Annotated in this window: 18 protein-coding genes, 1 tRNA gene and 1 pseudogene; 12 read left to right on the forward strand and 8 right to left on the reverse strand. The window is 74.0% G+C overall.

Annotated elements, in window-relative coordinates:
* The 3 genes and pseudogenes from OO48_RS39635 to OO48_RS09355 all read left to right on the forward strand — a co-directional run.
* A pseudogene (locus tag OO48_RS39635) lies at nucleotides 1-115 on the forward strand (neutral zinc metalloprotease); the annotation flags it as partial.
* A gap of 458 nt (nucleotides 116-573) precedes the next feature.
* A complete protein-coding gene (locus OO48_RS09350; RefSeq protein WP_081952007.1) occupies nucleotides 574-1449 on the forward strand; it encodes a hypothetical protein in 876 nt (291 codons plus the stop codon).
* A gap of 274 nt (nucleotides 1450-1723) precedes the next feature.
* Nucleotides 1724-3064 (forward strand): peptidoglycan-binding protein, encoded by a 1341-nt coding sequence (locus tag OO48_RS09355; RefSeq protein ID WP_033214393.1) that lies wholly within the window; start codon nucleotides 1724-1726, stop codon nucleotides 3062-3064.
* Between the two features lie 25 nt (nucleotides 3065-3089).
* Here the strand turns inward: OO48_RS09355 and OO48_RS09360 are convergent, their stop codons facing one another.
* The 5 genes from OO48_RS09360 to OO48_RS40605 form a co-directional block, all read right to left on the reverse strand.
* Nucleotides 3090-3746, reverse strand: a complete 657-nt coding sequence (locus OO48_RS09360) for a TrmH family RNA methyltransferase (protein WP_033214134.1) — start codon at nucleotides 3744-3746, stop codon at nucleotides 3090-3092.
* The gene (locus tag OO48_RS09365) at nucleotides 3743-5893 is read right to left on the reverse strand and encodes an FUSC family protein (RefSeq protein WP_033214135.1); all 2151 of its coding nucleotides are present in this window, start codon (nucleotides 5891-5893) and stop codon (nucleotides 3743-3745) included. The genes OO48_RS09360 and OO48_RS09365 overlap by 4 nt, the downstream gene beginning before the upstream one ends.
* A 35-nt stretch (nucleotides 5894-5928) precedes the next feature.
* Nucleotides 5929-7017 carry an HTTM domain-containing protein gene (locus OO48_RS09370; protein WP_033214137.1) on the reverse strand — a complete coding sequence of 363 codons (1089 nt, stop codon included), beginning with the start codon at nucleotides 7015-7017 and terminating at the stop codon, nucleotides 5929-5931.
* Nucleotides 7014-7640 carry a DUF5819 family protein gene (locus tag OO48_RS09375; RefSeq protein WP_157845411.1) on the reverse strand — a complete coding sequence of 209 codons (627 nt, stop codon included), beginning with the start codon at nucleotides 7638-7640 and terminating at the stop codon, nucleotides 7014-7016. The genes OO48_RS09370 and OO48_RS09375 overlap by 4 nt, the downstream gene beginning before the upstream one ends.
* Nucleotides 7641-7701: 61 nt before the next feature.
* Entirely contained in the window at nucleotides 7702-8823 is a 1122-nt protein-coding gene (locus tag OO48_RS40605) for a rhodanese-like domain-containing protein (RefSeq protein WP_081952008.1), read from the reverse strand.
* Nucleotides 8824-9039: 216 nt separating this feature from the next.
* Between OO48_RS40605 and OO48_RS09385 the strand changes: the two genes are divergently transcribed.
* Nucleotides 9040-11679, forward strand: coding sequence for an ATP-binding SpoIIE family protein phosphatase (locus tag OO48_RS09385; protein WP_033214143.1), 2640 nt, complete (start codon nucleotides 9040-9042; stop codon nucleotides 11677-11679).
* A gap of 31 nt (nucleotides 11680-11710) precedes the next feature.
* Here the strand turns inward: OO48_RS09385 and OO48_RS38150 are convergent, their stop codons facing one another.
* Nucleotides 11711-12481 carry a hypothetical protein gene (locus tag OO48_RS38150; RefSeq protein WP_157845412.1) on the reverse strand — a complete coding sequence of 257 codons (771 nt, stop codon included), beginning with the start codon at nucleotides 12479-12481 and terminating at the stop codon, nucleotides 11711-11713.
* 209 nt (nucleotides 12482-12690) lie between these two features.
* The gene (locus tag OO48_RS09395) at nucleotides 12691-14472 is read right to left on the reverse strand and encodes a phosphatidylglycerol lysyltransferase domain-containing protein (protein ID WP_425338525.1); all 1782 of its coding nucleotides are present in this window, start codon (nucleotides 14470-14472) and stop codon (nucleotides 12691-12693) included.
* Nucleotides 14473-14651: 179 nt separating this feature from the next.
* Here OO48_RS09395 and OO48_RS09400 point away from each other — a divergent pair, with 179 nt between their 5' ends.
* The gene (locus OO48_RS09400) at nucleotides 14652-15320 is read left to right on the forward strand and encodes a response regulator (RefSeq protein WP_033214145.1); all 669 of its coding nucleotides are present in this window, start codon (nucleotides 14652-14654) and stop codon (nucleotides 15318-15320) included.
* Entirely contained in the window at nucleotides 15317-16474 is a 1158-nt protein-coding gene (locus OO48_RS09405; RefSeq protein ID WP_033214147.1) for a sensor histidine kinase, read from the forward strand. The genes OO48_RS09400 and OO48_RS09405 overlap by 4 nt, the downstream gene beginning before the upstream one ends.
* Before the next feature lie 118 nt (nucleotides 16475-16592).
* Here the strand turns inward: OO48_RS09405 and OO48_RS09410 are convergent.
* A tRNA-Leu gene (locus OO48_RS09410) sits at nucleotides 16593-16676 on the reverse strand.
* 353 nt (nucleotides 16677-17029) lie between these two features.
* Here OO48_RS09410 and OO48_RS09415 point away from each other — a divergent pair.
* From OO48_RS09415 to pknB, 6 genes are all read left to right on the forward strand, one after another.
* The gene (locus OO48_RS09415; RefSeq protein WP_033214149.1) at nucleotides 17030-17908 is read left to right on the forward strand and encodes an FHA domain-containing protein; all 879 of its coding nucleotides are present in this window, start codon (nucleotides 17030-17032) and stop codon (nucleotides 17906-17908) included.
* A gap of 12 nt (nucleotides 17909-17920) precedes the next feature.
* Nucleotides 17921-18445, forward strand: a complete 525-nt coding sequence (locus OO48_RS09420) for an FHA domain-containing protein FhaB/FipA (protein ID WP_033214152.1) — start codon at nucleotides 17921-17923, stop codon at nucleotides 18443-18445.
* Nucleotides 18446-18490: 45 nt separating this feature from the next.
* On the forward strand, nucleotides 18491-20014 hold the full coding sequence (locus tag OO48_RS09425; protein WP_033214153.1) for a PP2C family protein-serine/threonine phosphatase: 1524 nt from the start codon (nucleotides 18491-18493) through the stop codon (nucleotides 20012-20014).
* Nucleotides 20015-20048: 34 nt separating this feature from the next.
* The gene (locus OO48_RS09430; protein WP_245194574.1) at nucleotides 20049-21554 is read left to right on the forward strand and encodes an FtsW/RodA/SpoVE family cell cycle protein; all 1506 of its coding nucleotides are present in this window, start codon (nucleotides 20049-20051) and stop codon (nucleotides 21552-21554) included.
* Nucleotides 21551-23008 carry a peptidoglycan D,D-transpeptidase FtsI family protein gene (locus OO48_RS09435; RefSeq protein ID WP_033214154.1) on the forward strand — a complete coding sequence of 486 codons (1458 nt, stop codon included), beginning with the start codon at nucleotides 21551-21553 and terminating at the stop codon, nucleotides 23006-23008. Before OO48_RS09430 ends, OO48_RS09435 begins: the two co-directional genes overlap by 4 nt.
* Nucleotides 23009-23287: 279 nt before the next feature.
* Nucleotides 23288-25333, forward strand: coding sequence for a Stk1 family PASTA domain-containing Ser/Thr kinase (gene pknB, locus OO48_RS09440; protein WP_033214155.1), 2046 nt, complete (start codon nucleotides 23288-23290; stop codon nucleotides 25331-25333).
* Nucleotides 25334-25367 lie beyond the last annotated feature (34 nt).

Below are 25367 nucleotides of genomic sequence, written 5' to 3' on the forward strand. Positions count from 1 at the left end.
CATCGACCTGTCGGCCTACGCGGGCCAGAGCGTCACGGTGAAGTTCAACGCGGTCGAGGACTCCTCGCTGCAGACCTCCTTCGTGATCGACGACACCGCGCTCGCCGTGTCCTGACCCGCCGTCGGCACCACGGCCGGGAGGGCCCTCCGGGGTTCTCCCGGCCGTGGTGTGTCAGCTGTGTTGCCGGTTCGCTCCGCCTGCGAAATGCTTGTCGTGACCACTGTCATATGTCCTGATTAATGACGTAGCCTCTCAACCCTCATAGGGTTCCCACACGCTCGGCGGCGCACCACCGACGCACCGCCGGGCAACGTGGAGCCGGGGGTGATCCCGCCGAACCCGCCGGGTGGGGAAGGTGTCGCATGGGCTCACAACAACCGCAGCACGCCGGCCGGCTCCGACTGGTCGGACAGCGCGACCGCGGTGCCGAGCAGCCGCCGGCCCCACCGGCCCCGGCCGCGCCGGCCGTGCCTCCGGCCCCGGCGGTACCGGCGGCCCCGCTGGCTCCGCTGGCCCCGCTGGCCCAGACGGCCGCGATAGTCCCGGCGGCACCGGGGGGCGGTTTCGCCGAGGTGCTGAACACCGCCATCGAGAACAGCGGCCTGAGCCTGGACCGGATCCGCGCCGCGCTCGCCAAACAGGGCGTCAGGGTGAGCGTCACCACGCTCAGTTACTGGCGGCGCGGCCGCAGCCAGCCCGAGCGCGCCACCTCGCTGCGCGCCGTCCACCTGCTGGAGGAACTGCTCGGCCTGCGCCACACCTCGCTGACCGCGCTGCTCGGCCCGCCCCGCCCGCGCGGCCGCTGGGTCGCCCAGGGCCCCGCCCCCGACGGCCTGCGGCTGGAGCAGGTCTGGCCCGGCCAGGCCGAGCTGGTCGAGGTGTTCGCCGAGCTCGACGCCCCGCCGGCCGGCCAGCTGGAGCGCCAGTCGATCCACGACGCCTACTACGTGGACGCCTCCCGCCGCGGCCACCTGCTGCGGATGCGCCAGGTGGTGCGCGCGACGGTGGACGGCGTCACCCGGCACGTGGTCGTCCACAAGTCCGACGAGGGCGTGCAGATCTGCCCCGAGATCACCTCCGTCCGGCACGCCCGCCTCGGCCGGGTCCGCCGCCGCCCGCTCAGCGGGCTGCTCGTCGCCGAGCTGCTGCTCGACCGGCCGCTGGCGCTGGGCGACTCCACCGTCCTGGAGTACGAGGTCCACATCCCCGACACCGGCCCCACCACGGACTACGGGCGGTTCTTCCCCGCGCCGGTGCGCGAGTACGTCCTGCAGGTGCACTTCGACCCGGCCGCCGTACCGGTGCAGTGCGAGCGCTTCGACCGCGCCCCCGGCACCGAGGTCGACCGGCACCGCGAGCCGCTGTGGATCGGTGCCTCCGCCAGCGCCCACGTGCTCACCGCCGACCAGCAGCCCGGGCAGGTCGGCATCCGCTGGCAGTGGGAGTAGTCGGCGGGGTCCTCCTTCCCTCCCGATTCTTCCCTATCCTTCCCTTTCCCTCCCATTCGCTCCCTTTTACTACCTTTCCTTCCACTTCGTGCGCTTTCGCCCCTTTCATCCCTTCGGACCCGTTTCGTCCCTCGCCACGCCCGACCCCGTGGTACGCCCGTTCACCCGAACCGCCCTGCCCGGCGCCCCATCAGGTGGTCCGCGCCGCCGCCCACGGGGAACGTGAGTCCCACTCAGCGAGCTCACCGAGGAAAGGCGGGACCAACCCGTGCTGATGGAGTTCAGCGATGTCGAGCCGGACGACTCCTGCGCCTGCGGCGGCTGCGCCGACCGCCGCCGGATCCGGCTGCACGCCGTCCGGTCGCCCCGCCGCCGCCCCCTCGGGGCCCGTCGCGCGGCCGTCCTGATCGCCGCCGCCGGCAGCGTGCTGGGCGGCTCCGCCGTCTCCCTGGCCGCGGCCGCGCCGCGCACCGACAGCAGCCCGCTCATACCCGACACGCCCCAGGGCGAGGTCGCCGGGCCCTACGGCGCCGACGCCGGAGCCCTCCGCTCGGCGGCCCCCCGGCCCGCCACCACCCGGGCCGAGATCATGCGCCGGGCGCAGACCTGGGTGGACCAGAAGGTGCCGTACAGCATGAGCAAGTACTGGTCGGACGGCTACCGCCAGGACTGCTCCGGCTTCGTCTCGATGGCCTGGGGCCTGGGCAGCAGCCAGACCACCTGGACGCTGCCGGACTTCGCCGACCGGATCTCCAAGGACGACCTGCAGCCGGGCGACGCGCTCGTCTACAACAACCCCAAGGACCCGGAGGGCGGCTCGCACACCGTCCTGTTCGGCGGCTGGGTGGACGCCGCGCGCACCACGTACACCGCACTGGAGCAGACCCGGCCGGGCACCACCAAGCGCAGCACCCCGTACGCGTACTGGAGCAACGCGAGCGGCTACCTCCCGTACCGCTACAGGGGGCTGAGCCAGCCGGTGCCCGCGCCGGAGGACTCCGACGCCTTCCCGGGGGCGGACGAGTTCGGGCCCGGCAAGGTCAACCCGTACGTGACCCGGCTGGGGAAGATGCTGGTGGAGCGGGGCGGCGGGCGGTTCTACCGGGAGGGACCCGGCCCGGACTGGGGCGAGGCCGACCGGAAGGCCACCGAGGCGTTCCAGCTGGCCCAGGGCTGGCGCGGCGCGGAGGCCGACGGCTACCCGGGCAAGGACACCTGGGACCTCCTGGTGCACCACAAGGGCAACGACATCCCGCCCGTCGTCACCGCCCCGACGAGGCCGCCGACCCCGACGGTCCCGACGACACCGACACCGACGCCGACAACACCGACGACACCGCCCCCCGGCACCCCGAGCCCCCCGCCGCCCGGCCAGGCCCCGCCGTTCCCCGGCGCCGACCGGTTCGGCCCCGGCAAGGTCAACGACGACGTGCTGCTGCTCGGGCAGCGGCTGGTCGCCAAGGGCTTCGGCGCCGCCTACCGGGAGGGCCCGGACCGGAGCTGGGGCGAGGCCGACCGGCTCAACACCGCCGCCTTCCAGCGCGCCCAGGGCTGGAGCGGCGCCGAGGCCGACGGCTACCCCGGCCCGCACACCTGGCAGCTGCTGTTCTCCTGACGGCCCGCGCGGGGGCCCGCCGCGCTCAGGGCGCGGCGTGCTCCCGCACCCAGGCGTGCATGGCGATCGCGGCGGCCGCGCCCGCGTTGATCGAGCGGGTGGAACCGAACTGCGCGATCGAGCAGACCGCCGCCGCGTGCTCCCACGCCTCGGCGGTCAGACCCGGCCCCTCCTGCCCGAACAGCAGCACGCAGCGCTCCGGCAGCCGGAAGGTCTCCAGCGGCACCGCGCCCGGCAGGTTGTCGATCCCGATCACCGGCAGTCCGCGCTCCGCGGCGTGGGCGGCCAGCGAGGCCACCGAGCCGTGGTGGCGCACGTGCTGGTAGCGGTCGGTGACCATGGCGCCGCGCCGGTTCCACCGCCGCCGCCCGACGATGTGCACCTCCTGGGCCAGGAAGGCGTTCGCGGTGCGCACCACCGAGCCGATGTTGAAGTCGTGCTGCCAGTTCTCGACCGCGACGTGGAAGCCGTGCCGCCGGGTGTCCAGGTCCGCGACGATCGCCTCGTGCCGCCAGTACCGGTAGCCGTCCACCACGTTGCGCCGGTCCCCCGCGGCCAGCAGCTCCGGGTCCAGCCGGGGGTCGTCGGGCCACGGCTCGGGGTGCGGGCCGACGCCGATCTCGCGGTCGTCGCCAAGGTCGTCGTACTGCTCGCCCAGCTGGGGCACCGAGGTGTCGCTCACGCCCCCAACGGTACGGGCTCGGGCCTGGCCGGCCGCTGCCGCGTCCGCACCGAGCGCTCCAGCTCGGTCAGCGCCTGCATGACCAGCCGGGCCCCGGCCCGGACGACGTCGATCCGGTCGTCCCGGGGCAGCCCGGCCAGCTGGTGGTCCCAGGTGCGGTGGGCCTCGCGCAGCGCGGTGAAGTCGACGTCCTGGCCGAGCAGCACGGCGGCGGCGGCCAGCGCGGTGGCGTCCCGCAGCTCCTCGCCGAACGCGGCGGCGCCGGGCACCGGCGGGGCGTCCTCGCCCGGCAGGTGGGCCTCCAGCAGGACGGTGGAGCGGTCCAGCATGCCGACCGCCGAGCGGGCCTTGTCGAACTGCTTGCGGGTCAGCTCCCGCAGCACCTGCTCGTCGTGCCGCACCGGCTCCACCTCGGCCCGGTCCAGCGCCGCCAGCATCTCGCCGCGCGCCTCCCGCACGTCCAGCAGCGCCGGCCGCACGTCCTTCTCGGCCCGCCCGCCCGCCGGGTCCCCGTACGCCCCGAACACCGCCGCCGCGTACCGCCCCGCCGAGGCCAGCCACTCGGCCAGCCGCTCCGGCAGCCGGGCGGTCTGCCAGGTCGGGAACAGCGCGTACGCGGCCAGCGCGACGAAACCGCCCAGCAGCGTCATCGACACCCGGTCCACGGCCAGCTTCACCGGGTCGCCGGGCTGCAGGCCGAGCAGGAACACCACGTACGAGGAGATCGCCACCGTCATCACCGCGTACCCGGTGCGCATGGTCAGGTAGGCCAGGCCCATGCAGCACACCGCCAGCACCGCCAGCACCCAGCCGCCCGGGTCGAAGACCTGGACGACGGCGGTGGAGAGCAGCACCCCGGCGGCGGTGCCCGCCACCCGGGCCACGCCCCGGCTGAAGGTCTGCGCGAAGTCCGGGCGCATCACCATCGCGGAGGTCATCGGCGCCCAGTAGCCGTGCTCGATCCGCAGCAGCCGCGCGGCCAGGTAGGCGGAGGTGACCACCACGGCCATCCGCACCGCGTGGTGGAAGATCGCCGAGTGCCGGTGCAGCTGCCGGCCGACGGTGGCCAGCGCGGCGGGCGCGACCTTGACCAGCGGCGGACGGCGCAGGCCGGTGGCCGGCTCGGTGCGGGACTGCACGGTGGTGCGGTCCTGCCGGTCCAGCCGGTCGGCGGCCCGGCTCAGCAGGCCGGACAGCCGGCGGGCCGAGCGGCGGGCGCCGCCGCGCAGCAGGTCCTCGCCGCTGCCGCTGCCCGGGCGGGCCAGCGCCAGGCCCGGGGTGTCCTTGGGCAGCCGGAGCGGGTCGCCGCTGCGGATCGCCCGGGTCAGCGCGTCCAGCACCTCGGCGGCGGCGGCCAGCACCTCGCGGGCCCGGTCCCGCTCGGGGCCCTCCTCGGCGGCGCCGACCCGCGGATCGGCCAGCGCGGCCAGCGCCGGGCGGATCCGCTCGGCGATGGTGCGCAGGCCGCGCAGCTCGGGCGGGCGGCGCCTGGCCTGCCGGGCGGTCAGCCGGGCCGCCTGCCGGCCGACGATGAACGGCTCCGGGTCGACCTGCGCCACCGGGTCGTGCCGCAGCCGCCGGGCGTAGTCGCCGAGCCCGGCGTAGATGTCGGCGAGCGCGTCGCGCTGGGCCCGCCAGCTGTCGATCGGCCAGAGCGTGACCACCAGGGCCTGGACGGCGCCGCCGACCGAGCAGAGCAGCCCGTGCTCGATCGCGGTGGGCACCGACACCGGCAGCTGCACCACCACCATCATCACGGCCAGCGTGTTGGCGGCGACCACGCCCGCGGTCGGCCCGATCGCCCAGGCCAGCCCGGCCCCGAACGCCCACAGCGCCAGCAGCACCGGGTACGCGCCCGGGATGCCCACCGCGACGTACCCCAGGAAGGTCGACAGGCCCAGCCCGGCGGCCGCCGCCAGCGCCAGCGAGGCGCGCGGGCGGAACGAGCGCTGGAAGGTCGCGGTGCCCGCGATGAAGGCGCCCATCGCGGCCGAGGTGGCCTGCGCGGGGCCGTACACGAACAGCGCCGGGAAGACCACCAGCGCCGCCGCCAGCGCCCCGCGCAGCGCCCGCTTGGGGTTGGTCAGCGAGCGGTCCACGGTCAGCCCGGCCTTCGCGGTGTCGCGCAGGGCCGTGAACCAGGACATACCGCGAGCTTAACGACTTTTCGCCCACGGGCTCGTCAGTCGCCGCGACCGCCCACCGGCTCCCCGCCCGCGCCCGCGTCCACCGCCGTGCCCGCGCCCGCGTCCACGCCCGCCGCACCGTCCGCGCCCGTCCCGTCCGCCGCCCCGGACGTCCGCCGCCCGGCTCGCAGCGCCGCCCAGCGGCCCGCCAGCCGCTCCCGCACCGCGAGCAGGAAGGCGGTGGGCAGGAACACCGCGTCCGCCGAGACCATCGCCAGCGAGAAGAACGGCAGCCCGAGCAGCACCGCGATCGCCAGGTGCTCGCACACCATCACCGCCAGCAGCACGTTCTTCAACCGCCGCGCGGCCAGCGAGAACGGGAAGCCGACCTGCATGATCACGGTGCCGTAGGTCAGCGCGAAGGTCACCAGCAGGCTGCCGCCGAGCAGCCCGGACAGCTCCGGCCAGGGCGTGAAGTAGCCCAGCTTCAGCGGGTAGAAGACGGCGGTGCCGTCCTGCCAGCGGGTGCCCTGGACCTTGTACCAGCCGGCCGCCGCGTACACCAGCACCACCTGGACGGCGATCACCAGCATCGCGCAGTTGTGCAGCATCGCGGCCAGCGCGTCGGCCACCGCCCGCGGCTCGCCCCACTCGGACGGGTCCCTGCCCGGCCTGCGGGCCCGGCGGCGGGCGTCCAGCGACCAGACCCGGCCGCACCGGGTGAACACCAGGTAGATCGCCATCAGGTGGACCAGGTTGTCGCCGCCGTCGCCGAGGAACACGTTCCGGTTCTGCAGCGACAGCACGGTCAGCGCGAACAGCACCGTGGACGCCCGGGTGCGCCAGCCCGCCGCCACCGCCACCGCGGACAGCAGCGCCAGCAGGTAGACCGCCTCGAACCACCAGCGGCCGTCGCTCCAGGACAGCGCGGTGAACGCGTGGGTGTCGGCCAGCAGCCGGTCGTTCAGCTCCGCCGACCACGGCGAGCGGTCCCCGTACAGCACCCGCCGGTGGGGCCACTCGCGCAGCAGGTAGGCGCCCCAGGTGCCGGCGACGCCGATCCGCACCACGGCGGCCTGGTACGGCGCGAGGGTGGTCAGCAGCCGCGGCAGCGCGGCCCGGACGGCGGTGGCGGCGGACGTCACGACAGGCCCCGCCGGTCCTCGGCCTGGACCGGCCACCAGGGCAGCTCGCGGACGTGCGGGGCGGTGTCCACCTGCTCCCGGCTCCAGGCCGGCGGCGCGACGGAGGTGACGGTGGCCCGCAGCTGGACCTGGATCACCCGGTCGCCGCCGGGGCCGATCCGCTGCAGGGCGATCCGCTCCAGGTACCGCTCGGCCATCCGCCCGCGCGAACCGTCCGGCGCCTGCGCGTCGCCCTCGCCGTGGGTGGACTCGTAGAAGTCCCAGGCCCGGCGCAGCAGGTTCTGGTCCAGGTGGCTGGGCGCCGGGTCGTGCCGGATCGCCGCCCAGTCCCCGGCGGTCAGTCCGTGCCACGCGCCGGTGGCCACCTGCCCGTCCGCGCCGATGGTCTGCACCCGGGCGTCCACCTCGACGTTGCGCTGCAGCGGGTCCGGCGCGAACAGCTTCCAGTTCTGCTCGAACTCCGGGTAGACCACCCAGTCGACCTGGTCGCGGTACTCCTTGGACACCGAGTTCGCGGGCGCCACGTGCAGGAAGAGCGCGCCGAGGAACGCCAGGACGCAGGCCCCCAGGCCCACCCCGGCGACCACCAGCACCACCCGGGCGGGTGTGGACCAGACGCGCACGGCGGACATCCTGCCGCACCGCCCGCACGTTCGAACAGGGGCCGGGACCCTCGCGCCCGCCCTACAGGACGAACGGCTCCTGCCCGGTGCCGCTCACCATCGGACGGCCCGCGGCCTCCCAGGCGAACATCCCGCCGTCCACGTTGACCGCGTCCCGGCCGCCCGCGACCAGGTACTGCACCACCTGCGCGGAGCGGCCGCCGACCCGGCACATCACGTACAGCCGGCCCTCGGGCAGCTCGTCGAGGCGGGCCACCACCTGGCCGATCGGGATGTGCAGCGCGCCGTCCACGTGCCCGGCGTCCCACTCGTCCTGCTCGCGGACGTCGAGCAGGACGGCGTCGTCGGGCACCGAGGCGGCGTCGGCGGTGGGCAGCTGAGCGAACATCGGGGGCGTCTCCTGAGGGGTGTCGGACGGTTCGTTTCCGCCATTGTCGGGCAGCAGGGCGGCGAGCTTCGCCTGCCGTTCGGCGGCGGTGGCCAGCAGCTGCTCGGCGAGGTCCTCCAGCAGCCGCTCCGGCTCGTCGGGGCGCAGCAGCAGCAGCTCGCCCATCGGGGTGCGCTCCAGGCGCACCCGCTCCACCGCCAGCGCGGTGATCCGGCCGGTCAGCCACTCCAGGCGCTGGCGCAGCCAGGCCAGCCGGTCCGGGGAGTCGGCGGCGGGCGCCGAGTCCGGCGAGGAGGACCACTCCTCGGCCAGCCGCTCCAGCCCCTCGGTGTCGGCCAGCGCGTACGCCTCGTTGACCCGGGCGATGAACGCCGAGCGGCGCTCCTGCTCGGCCGGGTCGGTGGTCAGGTCGGGGTGGGCGCGGCGGGCCAGCTCGCGGTAGACCCGCTGGGCGTCCTTGTCCGGGCGCACCCGGCGGGCCTCCGGCTCGCCCTCGCGCGGGCCGCGCTCCTCCGGCGGCTCGACCCGCTCCCGGGCCTCCCGGGCCCGCCGCAGGTCCTCCGGGTCGCCGCTGAGCGCCGCCACCGTCTCGGCGATCAGCGCGTCCAGCTCGTCCAGTTCGGCGTACAGCGGGCCGAGCAGCTGGTGGTGGGCCAGCGCGAAGTTGTCGATCTCCACCCGCAGGGTGGCCACGTCCACGTCCAGGGTCAGCCAGGCCAGCTCGGCCGCGGCGACCCGCTCCTCCAGGTCCCGCCGCTGCGGGTCCGCCCACACCTCGACGCTCGGTACGCTCACCCTGGCCACCCTACCGGGGGCCCGGCGCACCGCCGATCGGGTGGTGACGCGGCCCCCCGGGGGCGCGCACCGGGCGACACGCAACTGATACTGACGAATCTGCCCGATTACCTACCTCCCCCAGCCGACTCCGTGCTTCATTGGAGGGCGCGCGCAAGGACGCGCGCACCCGGCCAGGAGGAGCAGCAAGCACAACAAAGGGGCAGACCGATACCCATGGTGGACCAGACCGACTCCACACCCCCCGCCGGAGTGGTCGCCCTGCTCCGGATCGCCGCCGTGCTGGTCGATCCGGACGGCCGGATCGCGCTGTGGAACCGCACCGCGGAGGAGCTGTTCGGCCACCGCGCCGAAGTCGCCCTCGGCCGCACCGCGCACGGTCTGCTGCCCGCCCTCGAACCCCGCCCGGACGGCACCGGCCCGGCCCGCCGCGGCGACGCCCTCGACACCCTCGACGACCTCGCGCTGCACGGCCCCTGGGCCGGCCCGATGGTCGTCCAGGACCGCGAGGAGCGCCCGCGCGACGTCCTGTGGTGGGCCTACCCGCTGATCGAGCCGTCCGGCCGCTCGCTGCTCGCGCTGGCCGCCGACGCCCGCCCGCTGCGCGCCGCCGGCCCGCGGATCGCCCTCGGCGAGCGCCTCGTCCCGTACGCCGCCGCGCCCGCCGCGGCCCGCCCGCAGCAGGTCGACGCCGCCTTCGCCCCGCCCGGCCCGGCCGCCGCCGAGGCGCTCGCCGCGCTGCTCCCGCCCGGCTCCGAGGAGCGCCGCCGCCGGCTGCTGGACGCCCTCGCCCAGGCCGGCCCGCCCGCCCTGCGGGTGGACGCCGCGACCCGGCTCCCGGTGGTGCCCTACCAGTCCTCCCCCGAGGGCACCGGCACCGCCCGGGTCGCCGCCGGCCTCGGCCGCCGCTACCCCACCCCGCAGCAGCGCGCCCGCCGCGCGGACGGGCCGCCGCCCGGCACGGGCGCCCCGGGCCGCCCCGGGGTGCGGACAGCGCCCGCCGGGCCGGCCGCACCGCGGTCCGGCAGCACCGTCCCCGGCCCGCGCGAAGCCGCCGCCCACGGCCCGAACCCGGAAGGCCCCGCCATCGACCCCGCAGCCGCCGCCGCACCCGAACCGACCGCCGCCCCCGCCGCCGTCCCGCCGAGCCGGGCGGCCGCCCCCGGCACCGGCGTGGAGGTGGTCCGCGGGCTGCCCGACGACGGCGACCTCGCGCTGCTCGCCTCGGTCGGCAGCCAGGTCGGCACCACGCTCGAACTGGACACCACCGCCCGCGAGCTGTGCGAGGTGCTGGTCCCCCGGGTCGCCGACTTCGCCTGCGTCGACCTGCTCGACAGCCTGATCTCCGACGCCGAACTGCCCGCCGGCTCCCCCGACGACGCGACGATGCTGCGCCGGGTCGCCCGCACCTTCAACCCGTCCCAGCAGCGCTGGAACCACGTCCTGGACGAGGGCGCGCTGCTGGCCATGCCGCGCTCCACCCCGCCCGGCCTGGCCCTGCAGGAGAACCAGCCGGTGCTGGTGCCGATGATCTCGGCGGACGTCGCGGTCGACTACGCGGCCTCGCTCGGCGGCCCCGAACTGGAGCCGGCCGTGGTCGGCCGCTCGATGCTGGTGCTGCCGCTGTCCGCCCGCGGCGCGGTGCTGGGCATCCTCAAGCTGCTGCGGCTGTCCGACCGGGCGCCGTTCACCCGCTCCGACGCCGACACCCTCAAGGAGATCGCCGCCCGGGCCGCGCTCTCCCTGGACAACGCCCGGCTGCACCGCGCCGAGTCCAAGGTCGCCACCACGCTGCAGCGCTCGATGATCCCGACCCGCCCGCCGCGGATCCCCGGCGTGCAGGTCGCCCACCGCTACATGCCGGGCGACCGCAAGGCCGAGGTCGGCGGCGACTGGTTCGACGCCATCCAGCTGCCCGGCAGCCGGGTCGCCCTGGTGGTCGGCGACGTGATGGGCCACGGCCTGCACTCGGCCGCCGCGATGGGCCGCTTCCGCACCGCCATGCAGACCCTGGCCGCCCTCGACCTGCCGCCCGGCCAGCTGCTGCGCCACCTGGACAACCTGGCCCACAAGCTCGGCGACGACCACCTGGCGACCTGCCTGTACGCCGTCTACGACCCGATCAACCGCACCTGCGAGCTCGCCTCGGCCGGCCACGTCCCACCGGTCCTGGTCCACCCCGACGGCCGCGGCGAGCTGCTGGAACTGCCCTCCGGCGCGCCGATCGGCGTCGGCGGGGTGCCGTTCCAGACCAAGAAGATCGACGTCTCGGACGGCTCGATGCTGGTGATGTGCACCGACGGCCTGGTGGAGGTCCGCGGCGGCGACATAGGAGAGGGCCTGGCGGCGCTCTGCGGCAACCTGATCGACCCCAAGCAGACCCCGGACGAGGCCTGCGACACCGTGCTGAACACCCTGCACTCCGAGGACCGGCAGGACGACATCGCGCTGCTGGTGGCCCGCTTCGACGGCGTCCCGCCGACCGAGGTCGCCACCTGGCAGCTCGGCGTCACCGAACTGGAGGTCGGCCGGGCCCGCCGGCTGGTGCGCGACCAGCTCGCCACCTGGCAGCTCGACGCCCTCGCCGAGACGGTCGAGCTGCTGGTCTCCGAACTGGTCACCAACGCGGTCCGGGTCGCCCGGGCCGAGGTGCAGCTCCAGCTGATCCGGGTCGACAAGCTGCTGGTCGAGGTCAGCGACGACAACCACAACCTGCCCTCGCTGGAGCCCGCCGACGCCGACGCCGAGCACGGCCGCGGCCTGAACCTGGTCAGCAAACTGGCCGAGAAGTGGGGCACCTCCCGCAAGGCCGTCGGCAAGGTCGTCTACTTCGAGATGCCGCTGCCGCGCGGCTGACCGCCCGGGAGCGGAGCCGGTCGGGGCGGGCCTACGGCGCGACCGCCGCCCTGGTCCGGCCCTTCGCGGCCACCGACGCGGCCGCCCCGACGCCGCTCAGCACCCGCGGCCAGTAGTCGCCGAACACCTCGACCCAGACCGCGATCAGCGCCGCCGCGCTGATCGCCACCAGGTGCTCCAGCCCGGCCAGGTTCGGCAGCAGCAGCGCCTCCACCGCCATCGACACCACCACCGCCCCGCCCGTCCACCAGGCCCGGCAGCGCAGCGCCACCACCACGGCCAGCGCCACCACCGCCGCCGAGGGCCCGGTGTCCCGCACGTGCGCCACCCAGCGCGGGAAGCCCATCGCGTGGTGCGGCCCGAGCGCCACCCCGATCCGGGCGAACAGCGTGCCCGCCAGGGTGCAGACGTACGCCACCACCAGGGTCAGCCGCCGCCCCAGCACGATCTCGGCCACCCCGAACACCAGGAACACCTGCGCCAGCGCACCCCACACCGGCAGGTCCAGGGCCGGCACGTACAGCGACAGCGGGGTGCGCAGCAGCGACACGTCCAGCGGCAGCGCCGCCTTCACCACCCCGATGTCGGCCACCAACCGGTCCCCGCCCGGCAGGTGCTGGACCACCGAGAACAGCAGCACCAGCGCGGTCGCCGCGGTCGCCAGCGGCACGGCGGCGAACTTCCGCCGCACCACCTGGTCCTTCACGGAAGCGAACAGCTCCCCCCACTCGGCGACCGCGGCCCGGCGGAGCACCGCCCACCACCCCGGTCGCGCGCCCCCCGCGCGGGTGATCTGCTTCACGAGCCCGTCTCTCCCGTCCGTTTCCGTTCCGTCCCGCGTCACCGCTGCTTCCCCGCCCCGTCTCCGACCCTACGCACCGGGTCCGGCGGCGGCATCGGCCTCGGAGACCATTCCCGCCGTCCTCCCGGAGGCCGACCCCCCCGGGTCCGCTCCGCCCCCCGGCGGAGGGACCACCCCGTCCCGCGCCGTGTCCGGCCGGGAAACCGTGCTCACCCGTGCCGGCGGCGGAACAGCGCCGGCATGCTCGGCACCGTGATGAAGCCCTCCGCGCGGGCCGAGGCGATGCCGATCCGGGGGATCTCGCCGCTCTTCTGGAAGAGCAGGTAGCGCGGCTCCCAGATCGGGCGGTACTTCGCGTTCGCCCGGTACAGCGACTCGATCTGCCACCAGCGCGAGAAGAAGCCCAGCACCGAGCGCCACAGCCGCAGCACCGGCCCGGCGCCCAGCTTCGAGCCGCGCTCGAAGACGGAGCGGAACATCGCGAAGTTCAGCGAGACCCGCTCCAGTTCCACCTCCTTCGCGCGCTGCAGGAGCTCGATCACCATGAACTCCATCAGGCCGTTCTCGCTGTCCCGGTCACGGCGCATCAAGTCCAGCGACAGGCCGTGCTCGCCCCACGGGACGAAGCTCAGCAGCGCCCGCAGTTCGCCGTCCCCGTCGAAGCACTCCAGCATCACGCAGCGCCCGTCGCCCGCGTCGCCCAGCCGGCCCAGCGCCATCGAGAAGCCGCGCTCGGTCGCGCCGTCCCGCCAGTGGTCGGCCTTGGCCACCAGCTCGGCCATCTCGCACTCCGGGATGTCCCCGTGCCGGCGGATCCGCACCGTGTACCCGGCCCGCTTGACCCGGTTGTACGCCTGCCGGACCACCCGCATCGCCCGGCCGTCCAGCGAGAACTCGTCCAGCTCGACGATCGCCTCGTCGCCCAGCTCCAGCGCGTCCAGCCCGTGCCGGGCGTAGATCACCCCGGCCTCCTCGGAGGCGCCCATCACGGCCGGCACCCAGGCGTGCTCGCGGGCCTCCGCCAGCCAGGCGTCGATCGCCCCCGGCCACGCCTCCGGGTCGCCGATCGGGTCGCCCGAGGCCAGCGTGACGCCACCGACCACCCGGTACGCGATCGCCGCCTTCCCGGACGGGGAGAACACCACCGCCTTGTCCCGGCGCAGCGCGAAGTAGCCCAGCGAGTCCCGCTCGCCCTGCTTCTCCAGCAGCTCGCGCAGCCGGGCCTGGTCCTCGTCGCTCTGCAGCTCCTCGCCGCGCGGCGAGCGGAACGCCACCCACAGCACGAACAGGAACAGCACCGCGCCCATCGCGTTGATCGTCGCGTTCGCCCAGGTCGGCACCGAGACCACGTCGCGGACCCGCTCCGAGGGCTCCAGCGTGATCATCCGGTGCACCGCGTAGCTGAACCGGGTGCCGAAATCGCCGCCGGAGACCTCGTTGGTCAGCTGCACCAGCACCGAGCCGACCAGCCCGCCCACCAGCAGCCCGCCCACCGCGGCGGCCGCGGCGGTCTTCGGGTTGGAGCGGTCGCCCTTGGAGGTGAACGCCCGGCGCGAGACCAGCAGCGCCACCAGGAACAGCCCGGTCAGCCCGACCGAGAAGTAGTTCCACGGGTGGTCCCGGTACCGCTCGCCCCAGGCCATCCAGACCAGGCAGCCGAGGAACGTCACCCCGGCCAGCCCGGTGTTGAAGATCCACGCCGCCCGCTTGCGGCGGCGCATCGCCACCGCCAGGAACAGCGAGGCCAGCATCGAGGTCAGGCCCGCCGTCATCAGGTACGGGGTGAAGTACTCGCCCGTGTTGTGGCGCTCCACCTCGTCCCGGAAGGGCACCGAGAGCACCGCCACCAGGTTCAGCAGCGCCATCAGCCGCAGGTACCAGACGGTGGACGCGGCGGCCCGCGGCCGCCACCGTGCCAGCGGACCTTGACCTTCGCCCCGGGTCGGGGACACGGCCGAGGAAGCCGTCTTCACAGTGGACACAGCAACCATTCCAGACGATCGATCAGCGGGGCGCATCCGCTCGCGGTTCCGCGCACTCCACCCCGATTTCCATGGTTGCCCAGCGGCGATGAGAATTGCGTGAATCCGGTAGCGGATTCCCACCCCCGCCGTTCGGCGGGGGTGCCGGAGCGCCGACCGGGACCGAACCCGCCCCAGCAGGGAGAGACATGCCGCCGACCCGGGTCCTGATCGTGGACGACGAGGTGCTGGTCCGCTCCGGGCTCGGCCTGATCGTCGGCACCGCGCCCGACCTGGAGGTGGTCGGCGGCTGCTCCGGCGGCCAGGCCGAGCGGATGGTCCGCGAGCTCGCCCCCCAGGTGGTCCTGCTCGACGTCCGGATGCCCGACCTGGACGGCATCAGCGTGCTGCGCCGGCTGCGCGCGCTGCCCGAACCGCCCGCCGTCGCGATGCTCACCACCTTCGACACCGACGAGCACATCGGCACCGCGCTGCGGGCCGGGGCCGCCGGCTTCCTGCTCAAGGACACCGCCCCCGAACAGCTGGTGCACGCCGTCCGGGTGCTCGCGGCCGGCGGCAGCGTGCTCTCCCCGACCGTGGCCCGCACCGTGATCAGCGGCTACGTCGAGGGCGGCGGCCCCGACACCGCCGCCGCCACCCTCACCGGCCGGCTCACCGGCCGCGAACTGGACGTCCTGGCACTCCTCGGCGAGGGCCTGTCCAACGCCGAGATAGCCGACCGGCTGTTCCTCGGCACCGGCACGGTCAAGGACCACATCAGCGCCATCCTGGCCAAGCTCGGCGCCGCCAACCGCGTCCAGGCCGCCGTCATCGCCCACCGCGCCGGGCTGGTCCGCGACCGGCGGGACGGGGAGTGACCCCCGAGGAGCCCGCCGAGCCGCGCCGCCGGGCCCCGGCCTGGCTGCGCTCCCCGCGCACCACCCTGCTCGCCCCGGTGCTGCTCGCCGCGATGGACTCCGCCCTGGTCGCCAGGGACTCCGCGCCCTGGCAGCTGGCCCTCTCCGCGCTCTCCGTCGCCGTCCTGCTCTGGCGCCGCCGGCACCCCCTGCCGGTGGCCCTGCTCACCCTGCCCGGGGCGTTCTTCAACGAGATCTGGCTCTCCCCCATCACCGCCGTCTACTCGGTCGCCGCCGCCTGGTCCCGGCCCCGCGTCCCGGTCGCCTGCGCCACCGCCTTCGCCCTGGTCGAGTTCTTCCACTGGCCCCTCGACCCCGGCCTGTTCGAGCTCAGCCGGGACAACGCGCTCTACGCCATCCAGTCGGTGATGCTCGGCGCCGGCCCCGCCGCCCTCGGCATGCTCGCCCGCACCCGCGGCGAACTCGCCGACCGCGTCACCGAACTCACCGCCGGCCGGCAGCGCGAGAGCCGGCTGCTCGCCGAGAAGGTGCTCTCCGCCGAACGGGCCAGGCTCGCCCGCGAGATGCACGACGTGGTCTCCCACCAGGTCAGCCTGATCTCCATCCAGGCGGGCGCGGTCCAGGTCTCCAGCACCGACCCGGCCGCCCGCGAGGGCGCCCGCACCATCCGCGAGCTCTCCGTGCGCACCCTCGACGAGCTGCGCCAGATGGTCGGCGTGCTGCGCGCCGCCGGCGTCCCCGGCACCCCGCTCGCCCCGCAGCCCACCCTGGCCGACCTGCCCCGGCTGATCGACGGCAGCGGCCTGGCCGTCACCAGCCGCCTCGACCCCGGCCGCCGGCCCTGGCCCGAGGCCGTCGAACGGGCCGCCTACCGCACCGTCCAGGAGGGCCTGACCAACATCAGCAAGCACGCCCCCGGCGCCCCCGTCACCGTCCGGATCGCCGCCCGCGGCGGCAAGCTGCACGTCGAGGTCCGCAACGGCCCCCCGCCCGCCCGCACCCCGGGCGCCGGCGCGGACGACGCCCCGCTGCCCGGCGGCGGCCACGGCCTGATCGGCCTGCGCGAACGCGCCGCCCTGCTCGGCGGCACCTTCACCGCCGCCCCCGCCCCGGACGGCGGCTTCGTCCTGCACGCGGTGCTCCCCGCGCACTGAGGCCGACCGGCCCCGGGGACCGCCGGGGCCGGGTCGGGCCGGACTGGGCCGCCCGGGCCGATCCGGTTCCGGACAACGAGAAAGCCCCGCAGATCCGTAGATCTGCGGGGCTTCGCTGTGCGCGAGGGGGGAGTTGAACCCCCACGCCCTTTCGGGCACTGGAACCTGAATCCAGCGCGTCTGCCTATTCCGCCACCCGCGCATGGGTGTTGTCTTCAGTTGCTTACCGCTTCTTCCGACCTGTCGAGAAGCTTACCGCATCTCTCGGGGTCTTCCGTTCGGCTCCCTCTCGGGCGCCCCTTCCGACATGGAAAACATTAGCACGCCCCTGGCCGCACCTGCGAATCCATTCCCACCGGGCCCCCGGCACGGACTCCGGCGGCCCGCAACCGGAGGCGGGGGGAACGAGTGAGCGGGCCGTCCGGCGGGTACCCCTCCGGGCGCGACCTAGGCGGGGAACCGTACGGAAGGGCCGGGCGTGGATACGATCAGTACGGAAGTACCGCTTTCCAGCCGACGAGCCGGCCCGTCCGACGCCCTGAGAGGGGGTGCCCCGTGGGAGTCCTGAAGAAGTTCGAGCAGCGACTCGAAGGTCTCGTGAACGGCACCTTCGCGAAGGTGTTCAAGTCCGAGGTCCAACCGGTGGAGATCGCCGGCGCCCTGCAGCGCGAGTGCGACAACAACGCCACCATCTGGAACCGGGACCGCACGGTCGTCCCGAACGACTTCATCGTCGAGCTCAGCCCGCACGACCACGAGCGGCTCAGCCCCTACTCCACCCAGCTCGGCAACGAGCTGGCCGGGATGGTCCGCGAGTACGCGGAGGCGCAGCGCTACAGCTTCATGGGCCCGCTGCAGGTCGCCCTGGAGAAGGCCGACGACCTGGACACCGGCCTCTACCGGGTGCGCAGCCGCACGCTGACCGCCGAGGAGCCCCAGCGCGCCCCGGCCCAGCCGCCCGCCGCCCCCCAGCCGGGCTACGGGCGCCCGCCGACCCCGCCCGCGCCCGGCGCGCCCTGGCACCAGGGGGCGGCCGCCGCCCCGTACGGCGCCCCGCCGCCGCCCGCCGCCCCGCCCGCGATGCCGTCCGCCCCGCCCGCCGGGGCCCCCGGGAACGTGCGGCCCTTCCCCGGAGCGGGCCACGGCGGCGCCGGCACCCGGCGCTGGGTCGAGGTGAACGGCGCCCGGCACCAGATCAGCCAGAACGCGGTGGTGCTGGGCCGCTCCACCGAGGCGGACATCCGGATCGACGACCCCGGGGTGTCCCGCAAGCACGCGGAGATCCGTCCCGGTACGCCCGCGATGGTCCTGGACCTGGGCTCCACCAACGGCATCGTGGTGGACGGGCAGCACACCCAGCGCGCTACGCTCCGCGACGGCTCCCGGATCGTCCTGGGGTCGACCACCATCGTCTACCGACAGGTCGAAGGGTAGAAGCGGGCCGGTATGTCTGATCTGACCCTGACGGTCATGCGGCTGGGCTTCCTCGCCGTCCTCTGGCTGTTCGTCATCGTCGCGGTGCAGGTGATCCGCAGCGACCTGTTCAACACCAAGGGCGCGGCGCGCGCCGCCCAGCGACCCACCGCCCCCGCCCCCGCCGGGGCGGGCCGACCGCCGCAGGGCCAGGGCGCCCCCGCGGCGGCCGCCCAGCAGGCCCAGGCCAGGCAGCGCCGCGGCCAGCCCACCCACCTGGTGGTGACCCAGGGCTCGCTGGCCGGCACGACCGTCGCGCTGCAGGGCCAGACCATCACGCTGGGCCGGGCGCACGACTCCACGATCGTGCTGGACGACGACTACGCGTCCTCGCGTCACGCCAGGATCTACCCGGATCAGACTGGGCAGTGGACGGTGGAGGATCTAGGCTCCACCAACGGCACCTATCTCGACCGGCAGCGGCTCACCACGCCGATGCCGCTCCAGATCGGCGTGCCGATCCGAATCGGCAGGACCGTCATCGAGCTGCGGAAGTAGTCAGCGCATGAGGACCAGCTCCACCCGAAGGAGGGCCCGGACAGCATGAGTCTCGTGCTGCGCTTCGCCGCCGGCTCGCACAAGGGCCTGATCCGTGAAGGGAACGAGGACTCCGGCTACGCCGGGCCCCGGCTGCTCGCGGTGGCCGACGGCATGGGCGGGGCGGCGGCCGGCGAGGTCGCCTCCTCCGAGGTCCTCGGCTCGATCGTCCGGCTCGACGAGCCGCACCCCGGCGCCGACCTGCTGAGCCTGCTCAACGAGGCGGTGCAGACCGCCAACGACCGGCTGCGGCAGATGGTCGAGCAGGACCAGCAGCTGGAGGGCATGGGTTGCACGCTGACCGCGCTGCTCTGGGACGGCCAGCGGATGGGCCAGGTGCACATCGGCGACTCCCGCGCCTACCTGCTGCGCGACGGCCGGCTCGACCAGATCACCCAGGACCACACCTGGGTGCAGCGGCTGGTCGACGAGGGCCGGATCACCGCCGAGGAGGCCGAGACCCACCCGCAGCGCTCGCTGCTGATGCGCGCCCTCGACGGCCGCGGCCAGGTCGAGCCCGACCTGTCGATCCGCGAGGTCCGGGCCGGCGACAGGTACCTGATCTGCTCCGACGGCCTGTCCGGGCCGGTCAGCCACCAGACCCTGGAGGAGACGCTCGGCAGCTTCTACGCGCCCGAGCAGACCGTCCAGGAGCTGATCCAGCTGGCGCTGCGCGGCGGCGGCCCCGACAACATCACCTGCATCGTCGCCGACGTGATCGACGTCGGCGCCACCGACCCGCTCAGCGGCCAGGCCGCCGAGGCACCGGTGGTGGTCGGCGCGGTCGCCGACAGCCAGCCGCACCACTTCAACGACCCGCAGCTGCTGGACACCCCGGCCGGCCGGGCCGCCGGCCTCGGTCGCGGCCAGGGCCCGCAGCCGCAGGCCCCGCAGGGCGCCTTCGGGCCCGCCCAGGGGTACGAGGGCGGCTACGAGCAGCAGCCCGGCTTCGGCGCCCCGGCGGGCGACTTCGGCCCCCCCGAGGGCTTCGGCGCCCCGGCCGCGGGCTTCCCGGCCGGCGAGGGCGGCTACGGCGAGGCGGGCTACGGCGCGCCCGGCGAGGAGTTCGAGCCAGGCGAGCCGGTCGACCGCCGGAAGAAGAAGCGCGGCCTGAAGCTCACCCTGATCGGGGTGCTGGTCCTCGCGGTGCTCGGCGCCGGCGGCTTCTTCGCCTGGCAGTGGAACCAGGACCAGTACTACGTCGGCTCCGAGGACGGCCACGTCGCGGTCTACCGCGGCCTGGACCAGAGCCTGGTCGGCATCGAGCTCAGCTCGGTCTACCAGCAGTTCTCCGACGTCGAACTCAAGTACCTGCCCGCCTACCAGCGCGACCAGGTCACCAAGAAGATCCAGGCCGACGGGCTGGACGAGGCCCGCAAGCAGGTGGACGGCCTGCGCGCGCAGGCCGCCGTCTGCAAGAAGGTCGCCGATTCCAAGGCCGCCCCGGCCACCGGGGAGGGCACCGAGCCGTCCGCGCCGCCGCTGACCGAACAGGAGCAGCAGCTCGCCGCGTCCTGCCCGGCCCAGTAGGGCCGCGGTCGAACCCGGGGGGTTTCACACAGGCATGAGCACCTTCGACGTGAGCGGCGGCCGCACGCCCGCCGCCCGGCGGCGCCGCGCCGCCGACCGGCCCGCCGCGGACACCGTGCCCAACCGGCGCAACACCGAGCTGCTGATGCTGGCCTTCGCGCTGGCCGTCCCGATCCTCGGGTACGCCAACGTGGGTCTGGCGATGGACGGCACGCTGCCCGCCAACATCCTGGCGTACGGCCTGGGCCTGGCCGTGCTGGCCGGCGCCGCGCACCTGGCGGTGCGCCGCTTCGCCCCCTACGCCGACCCGCTGCTGCTGCCGCTGGCGACGCTGCTGAACGGGCTCGGCCTGGTGATGCTCTGGCGCCTCGACAAGGCCGGCAAGCTGCTGCGCAACAACTTCCCGGCGACCACCAACCAGCTGATGTGGTCGGGCCTGGGCATCGCGCTGTTCATCGGCGTGATGTGGCTGCTCAAGGACCACCGGATCCTGCAGCGCTACACCTACATCTCGATGGTGGTGGCGCTGGTGCTGCTGGCCGCGCCGGCCTTCTTCCCGTCCCGGGAGGAGGACTTCGGCGCGAAGATCTGGATCCGCTTCGGGTCCTTCTCGATCCAGCCGGGCGAGTTCGCCAAGATCATCCTGACCATCTTCTTCTCCGGCTTCCTGATGGTGAAGAAGGACGCCCTGGCGCTGGCCAGCCGCAAGTTCATGGGCCTGTACCTGCCGCGCGGGCGCGACCTCGGCCCGATCGTGGTGGTCTGGCTGCTGTCGATCCTGATCCTGGTGTTCGAGACCGACCTCGGTACGTCCTTCCTGTTCTTCGGCCTGTTCGTGGTGATGCTCTACGTGGCCACCGAGCGGACCAGCTGGATCGTCTTCGGTCTGCTGATGTCCTTCGGCGGCGCCGCGTTGGTGGCCACCAAGGAGCACCACGTCAAGACCCGGATCAACGCCTGGCTGGACCCGATGGCCGCGTTCGGGCCGCACCCGCCCAAGCAGTCCTCGGAGCAGATCGGCCAGACCCTGATGTCGCTGGGCTCCGGCGGCACCGTCGGCACCGGCCTGGGGCAGGGCCGCAGCTGGCTGATCCAGTTCGCCGCGAAGAGCGACTTCATCCTCGGCTCCTTCGGCGAGGAGCTCGGCCTGGCCGGCCTGATGGCGATCTTCCTGGTCTACGGCCTGGTGGTGCAGCGCGGCCTGCGCACCGCCCTGGCGGCCCGCGACCCGTTCGGCAAGCTGCTCGCGGTCGGCCTCAGCTCGGCGTTCGCGCTGCAGGTGTTCGTGGTCGCCGGCGGCGTCACCGGCCTGATCCCGCTGACCGGCATGACGATGCCGTTCCTCGCCCAGGGCGGCTCCTCGGTGGTCGCCAACTGGGCGCTGATCGCCGTCCTGATGAAGATCAGCGACACCGCCCGCCGCCCGGCCGCCGAGCCGGCCGCCGAACCCGCCCCGGCCATCCCGGAGCCCGCCGGTCCCGACCGCTTCGGGCCGCCCGGTCACGGCGCGCCGGGCCAGAGCAGGGGAGCGTCCTCGTGAACAAGCCGATCCGCCGGGTCTCGATCTTCTGCCTGGTCCTGATCCTGGCGCTGATGGTCCGGGTGAACTGGGTGCAGGGCGTGCAGGCCTCGGCCTGGGCGAGCAACCCGCACAACGAGCGGACGAAGTACGACAGGTACGCCTACCCGCGCGGCAACATCATCGTCGGCGGCCAGCCGGTCACCAAGTCCGACTTCGTCAACGGCCTGCGCTACAAGTACAAGCGCTCCTGGGTCGACGGGCCGATGTACGCCCCGGTGACCGGCTACTCCTCGCAGGTCTTCGACGCCAGCCAGCTGGAGAAGTTGGAGGACGACGTGCTGTCCGGCACCGACTCCCGGCTGTTCTTCCGCAACACCCTGGACATGCTGACCGGCAAGACCAGGCAGGGCGGCGACGTCGTCACCACCATCGACCCGAAGGTGCAGAAGGCCGGCTTCGAGGGCCTGGGCAACCGCAAGGGCGCCGCAGTGGCCATCGACCCGCGCACCGGGGCGATCCTGGCGCTGGTCTCCACCCCGTCCTACGACCCGGGCACCTTCGCCGGCGGCAGCGACGCCGACTCCGCGGCCTGGACGGCGCTGAAGTCCGACCCGAACCAGCCGATGCTGAACCGGGCGCTGCGCCAGACCTACCCGCCCGGCTCGACGTTCAAGCTGGTCACCGCCGCCACCGCGTTCGAGACCGGCAAGTTCAAGGACCCGAACGACGAGACCCAGACCCCGGAGACGTACATCCTGCCCGGCACCAGCACCCCGCTGGTCAACGACAGCCCCGACGAGCCCTGCACCGACGCCACCCTGGCGGCGGCGATGGCGCTGTCCTGCAACACGGTGTTCGGCAAGATCGGCGCCGAGCTCGGCGGGGACGCGGTGCGCGCGCAGGCCGAGAAGTTCGGCTTCAACAACGACAAGGTGGACGTCCCGATCCGGGCGGCCGCCAGCTACTACCCGAGCGGCTCCTCCCCCGACGGCACCGCGATGGACGCCATCGGCCAGCACGACACCCGGGCCACCCCGCTGGAGATGGCCATGGTGGCCGCCGCCATCGCCAACAACGGCTCGCTGATGCAGCCGTACCTGGTCGCCCAGGAGGGCGCGCCCGGCCACGCCATCTCCACCCACTCCGAGCACCAGATGAGCCAGGCCGTCTCGCCAGCCACCGCGCAGAAGCTCCAGCAGCTGATGGAGGGCGTGGTGAAGAACGGCACCGGCCAGCGGGCGAACATCCCCGGCGTGACGGTCGGCGGCAAGACCGGCACCGCGCAGCACGGCCAGGACAACGCGGGCAAGCCGTTCGCCTGGTTCGTCTCCTACGCCAAGGACTCCTCCGGCAAGCAGGTCGCGGTCGCGGTGGTGGTCGAGGACGGCGCCGCGCAGAGCTCCGAGATCTCCGGCGGCTCGCTGGCCGCGCCGATCGCCAAATCGATGATGCAGGCGGCCCTCGGCAAGTAGTTCCGGTCGCATGCGTCACATTCCGGCCGCCGGTCCTCGATCGGCGGCCGGAATTGTCACAATGGAACCTTCCCGGTCGGTACCGGTCTGGTCTCAGCTGACGGCCTGCTCGGGTCGGCCCAGGTTCGCCCGGTAGCGTATCCGCCAGCAGCGGGTGTACCCGCAGCCGGAAAGTCGCCCCGGCCGTGAAACCGCGGCGGCGGCCGACGCGTCCGAAGAGAGCGTGCGGGGACACCTACGTCACATCCTCACCTGCCGGTGGGGGAGAGGGTCGGAGATATGGAAGAGCCTCGTCGCCTAGGCGGCAGGTACGAGCTCGGCGGCGTCCTCGGGCGCGGGGGCATGGCCGAGGTGTACCTCGGCCACGACACCCGGCTCGGGCGCACCGTCGCGGTGAAGACCCTCCGCACCGACATGGCCCGCGACCCCTCCTTCCAGGCCAGGTTCCGCCGCGAGGCGCAGTCCGCGGCCTCGCTCAACCACCCGGCCATCGTCGCGGTCTACGACACCGGCGAGGACTACATCGACGGGATCTCCATCCCGTACATCGTCATGGAGTACGTCGAGGGCTCCACCCTGCGCGAACTGCTGCACAGCGGCCGGCGGCTGCTGCCCGAGCGGGCGCTGGAGATGACCATCGGCATCCTGCAGGCGCTGGAGTACTCGCACCGCGCCGGCATCGTGCACCGCGACATCAAGCCCGCCAACGTGATGCTGACCCGGCAGGGCAACGTCAAGGTGATGGACTTCGGCATCGCCCGCGCGATGGGCGACGCCGGCATGACGATGACCCAGACCTCCGCGGTCATCGGCACCGCCCAGTACCTCTCCCCCGAGCAGGCCAAGGGCGAGACCGTCGACGCCCGTTCCGACCTGTACTCCACCGGCTGCCTGCTGTACGAACTGCTCACCCTGCGGCCGCCGTTCGTCGGCGACTCGCCCGTCGCGGTGGCCTACCAGCACGTCCGCGAGGAGGCCGCCCCGCCGTCCTCGTACGACCCCGAGGTGCGCCCCGAGATCGACGCGATCGTGCTCAAGGCGCTCGCCAAGGAGCGCGACTACCGCTACCAGTCCGCCGACGAGATGCGCGACGACATCGAGCGCTTCCTCGACGGCCTGCCGGTGGCCGCCGCCCAGCAGGCGGCCTACGGCATGGGCGCGGCCGGCTACGGCTACGACCAGGGCGGCAACCAGTACGACCCGTACGGCCAGACCAACATGCTGCCCCAGCAGGGCGGCGGCCCGACCACCATGATGCCGCCGGTCGGCGGCCAGCAGCCCGCCCCGTACGGCGGCTACCAGGACAACGGCTACGGCGGCGACGGGGACGGCTACGAGGGCCGCGGCAGCCGGCGGCGCGAGGAGCAGCCGAAGAAGAGCAACACCTCCTGGATCGTGCTCGCCGTCGCGGCGGTGCTGGTCCTGGTCGGCGCCTTCTTCGTGGTGCAGTCCATGGTGAAGACCGGCGGCACGGGTGCCGGGAAGACCAGCGTGCCGAACCTGGTCGGGATGACCCTGGACGAGGCCGCGAACGCCGCGAAGGCGCAGAGCGCCAACCTCAAGGTGACCGCCGGGGACCCGGCGGCCGACTGCCCCGACACCAAGGTCCAGAAGGACCGGGTCTGCACCCAGAGCCCGGCCGCGGCCGGCCAGATGGCCGCCGACGGCACCATCACCGTGCACCTGGCCGCCGCCGCGGCCCAGGTCGACGTCCCGTCCGTCGCCGGCAAGTCCAAGGACGACGCGACCAAGGCGCTCCGGGACAAGGGCTTCGACGTCAAGTACGCCTACGCCAACGACGACAAGATCGATCAGGACAAGGTCGTCTCGCAGGACGTCACCGGCAAGGCCGCCCCCGGCGCCACCGTCACCCTGACCGTCTCCTCCGGCCAGCAGAAGGTCGCCGTGCCGAGCGTGATCGGCAAGGCCCAGGACGAGGCCACCCGGATCCTCTCCGAGGCCGGCTTCACCGTCACGGCGACCAACAAGACGGTCACCGACCCCACCCAGGCCGGCCAGGTCCTCGACCAGAGCCCGAAGAACACCCAGGCCAAGACCGGCTCCACGGTCAACATCACCGTCGGCAAGCAGGCCGACAAGGTCCTGATGCCGATCACCGAGGGCCGCACCTACAAGCAGGTCATCGCCGACCTGCAGAAGAACCACCTGCAGTCGGTGGTCGTGAACGGCGGCCCGCAGGACGAGAACGCGATCGTGATCAAGAGCGACCCGCCGGCCAACTCCTCGGTCGACCAGGGCACCACCGTCCAGCTGTGGACCAAGCCCGGCGACAAGGCGACCGACCCGATCACCCCGAAGCCGTAGCCGCGGCGGTGACAGCCCGAGGGGCCGCCCCGTT

This window comes from Kitasatospora phosalacinea (assembly GCF_000716545.1).
Classification (GTDB): Bacteria; Actinomycetota; Actinomycetes; order Streptomycetales; family Streptomycetaceae; genus Kitasatospora; species Kitasatospora phosalacinea.

Excerpts from the sequence above, each read along its gene's own strand:
- OO48_RS09355 (WP_033214393.1), top strand. The coding sequence starts at position 1,724 with ATGGAGTTCAGCGATGTCGAGCCGGACGACTCCTGCGCCTGCGGCGGC.
- OO48_RS09365 (WP_033214135.1), bottom strand. The coding sequence starts at position 5,893 with ATGTCCTGGTTCACGGCCCTGCGCGACACCGCGAAGGCCGGGCTGACC.
- OO48_RS09385 (WP_033214143.1), top strand. The coding sequence starts at position 9,040 with ATGGTGGACCAGACCGACTCCACACCCCCCGCCGGAGTGGTCGCCCTG.
- OO48_RS09395 (WP_425338525.1), bottom strand. The coding sequence starts at position 14,472 with ATGGTTGCTGTGTCCACTGTGAAGACGGCTTCCTCGGCCGTGTCCCCG.
- OO48_RS09400 (WP_033214145.1), top strand. The coding sequence starts at position 14,652 with ATGCCGCCGACCCGGGTCCTGATCGTGGACGACGAGGTGCTGGTCCGC.
- OO48_RS09420 (WP_033214152.1), top strand. The coding sequence starts at position 17,921 with ATGTCTGATCTGACCCTGACGGTCATGCGGCTGGGCTTCCTCGCCGTC.
- OO48_RS09425 (WP_033214153.1), top strand. The coding sequence starts at position 18,491 with ATGAGTCTCGTGCTGCGCTTCGCCGCCGGCTCGCACAAGGGCCTGATC.
- OO48_RS09430 (WP_245194574.1), top strand. The coding sequence starts at position 20,049 with ATGAGCACCTTCGACGTGAGCGGCGGCCGCACGCCCGCCGCCCGGCGG.
- pknB (WP_033214155.1), top strand. The coding sequence starts at position 23,288 with ATGGAAGAGCCTCGTCGCCTAGGCGGCAGGTACGAGCTCGGCGGCGTC.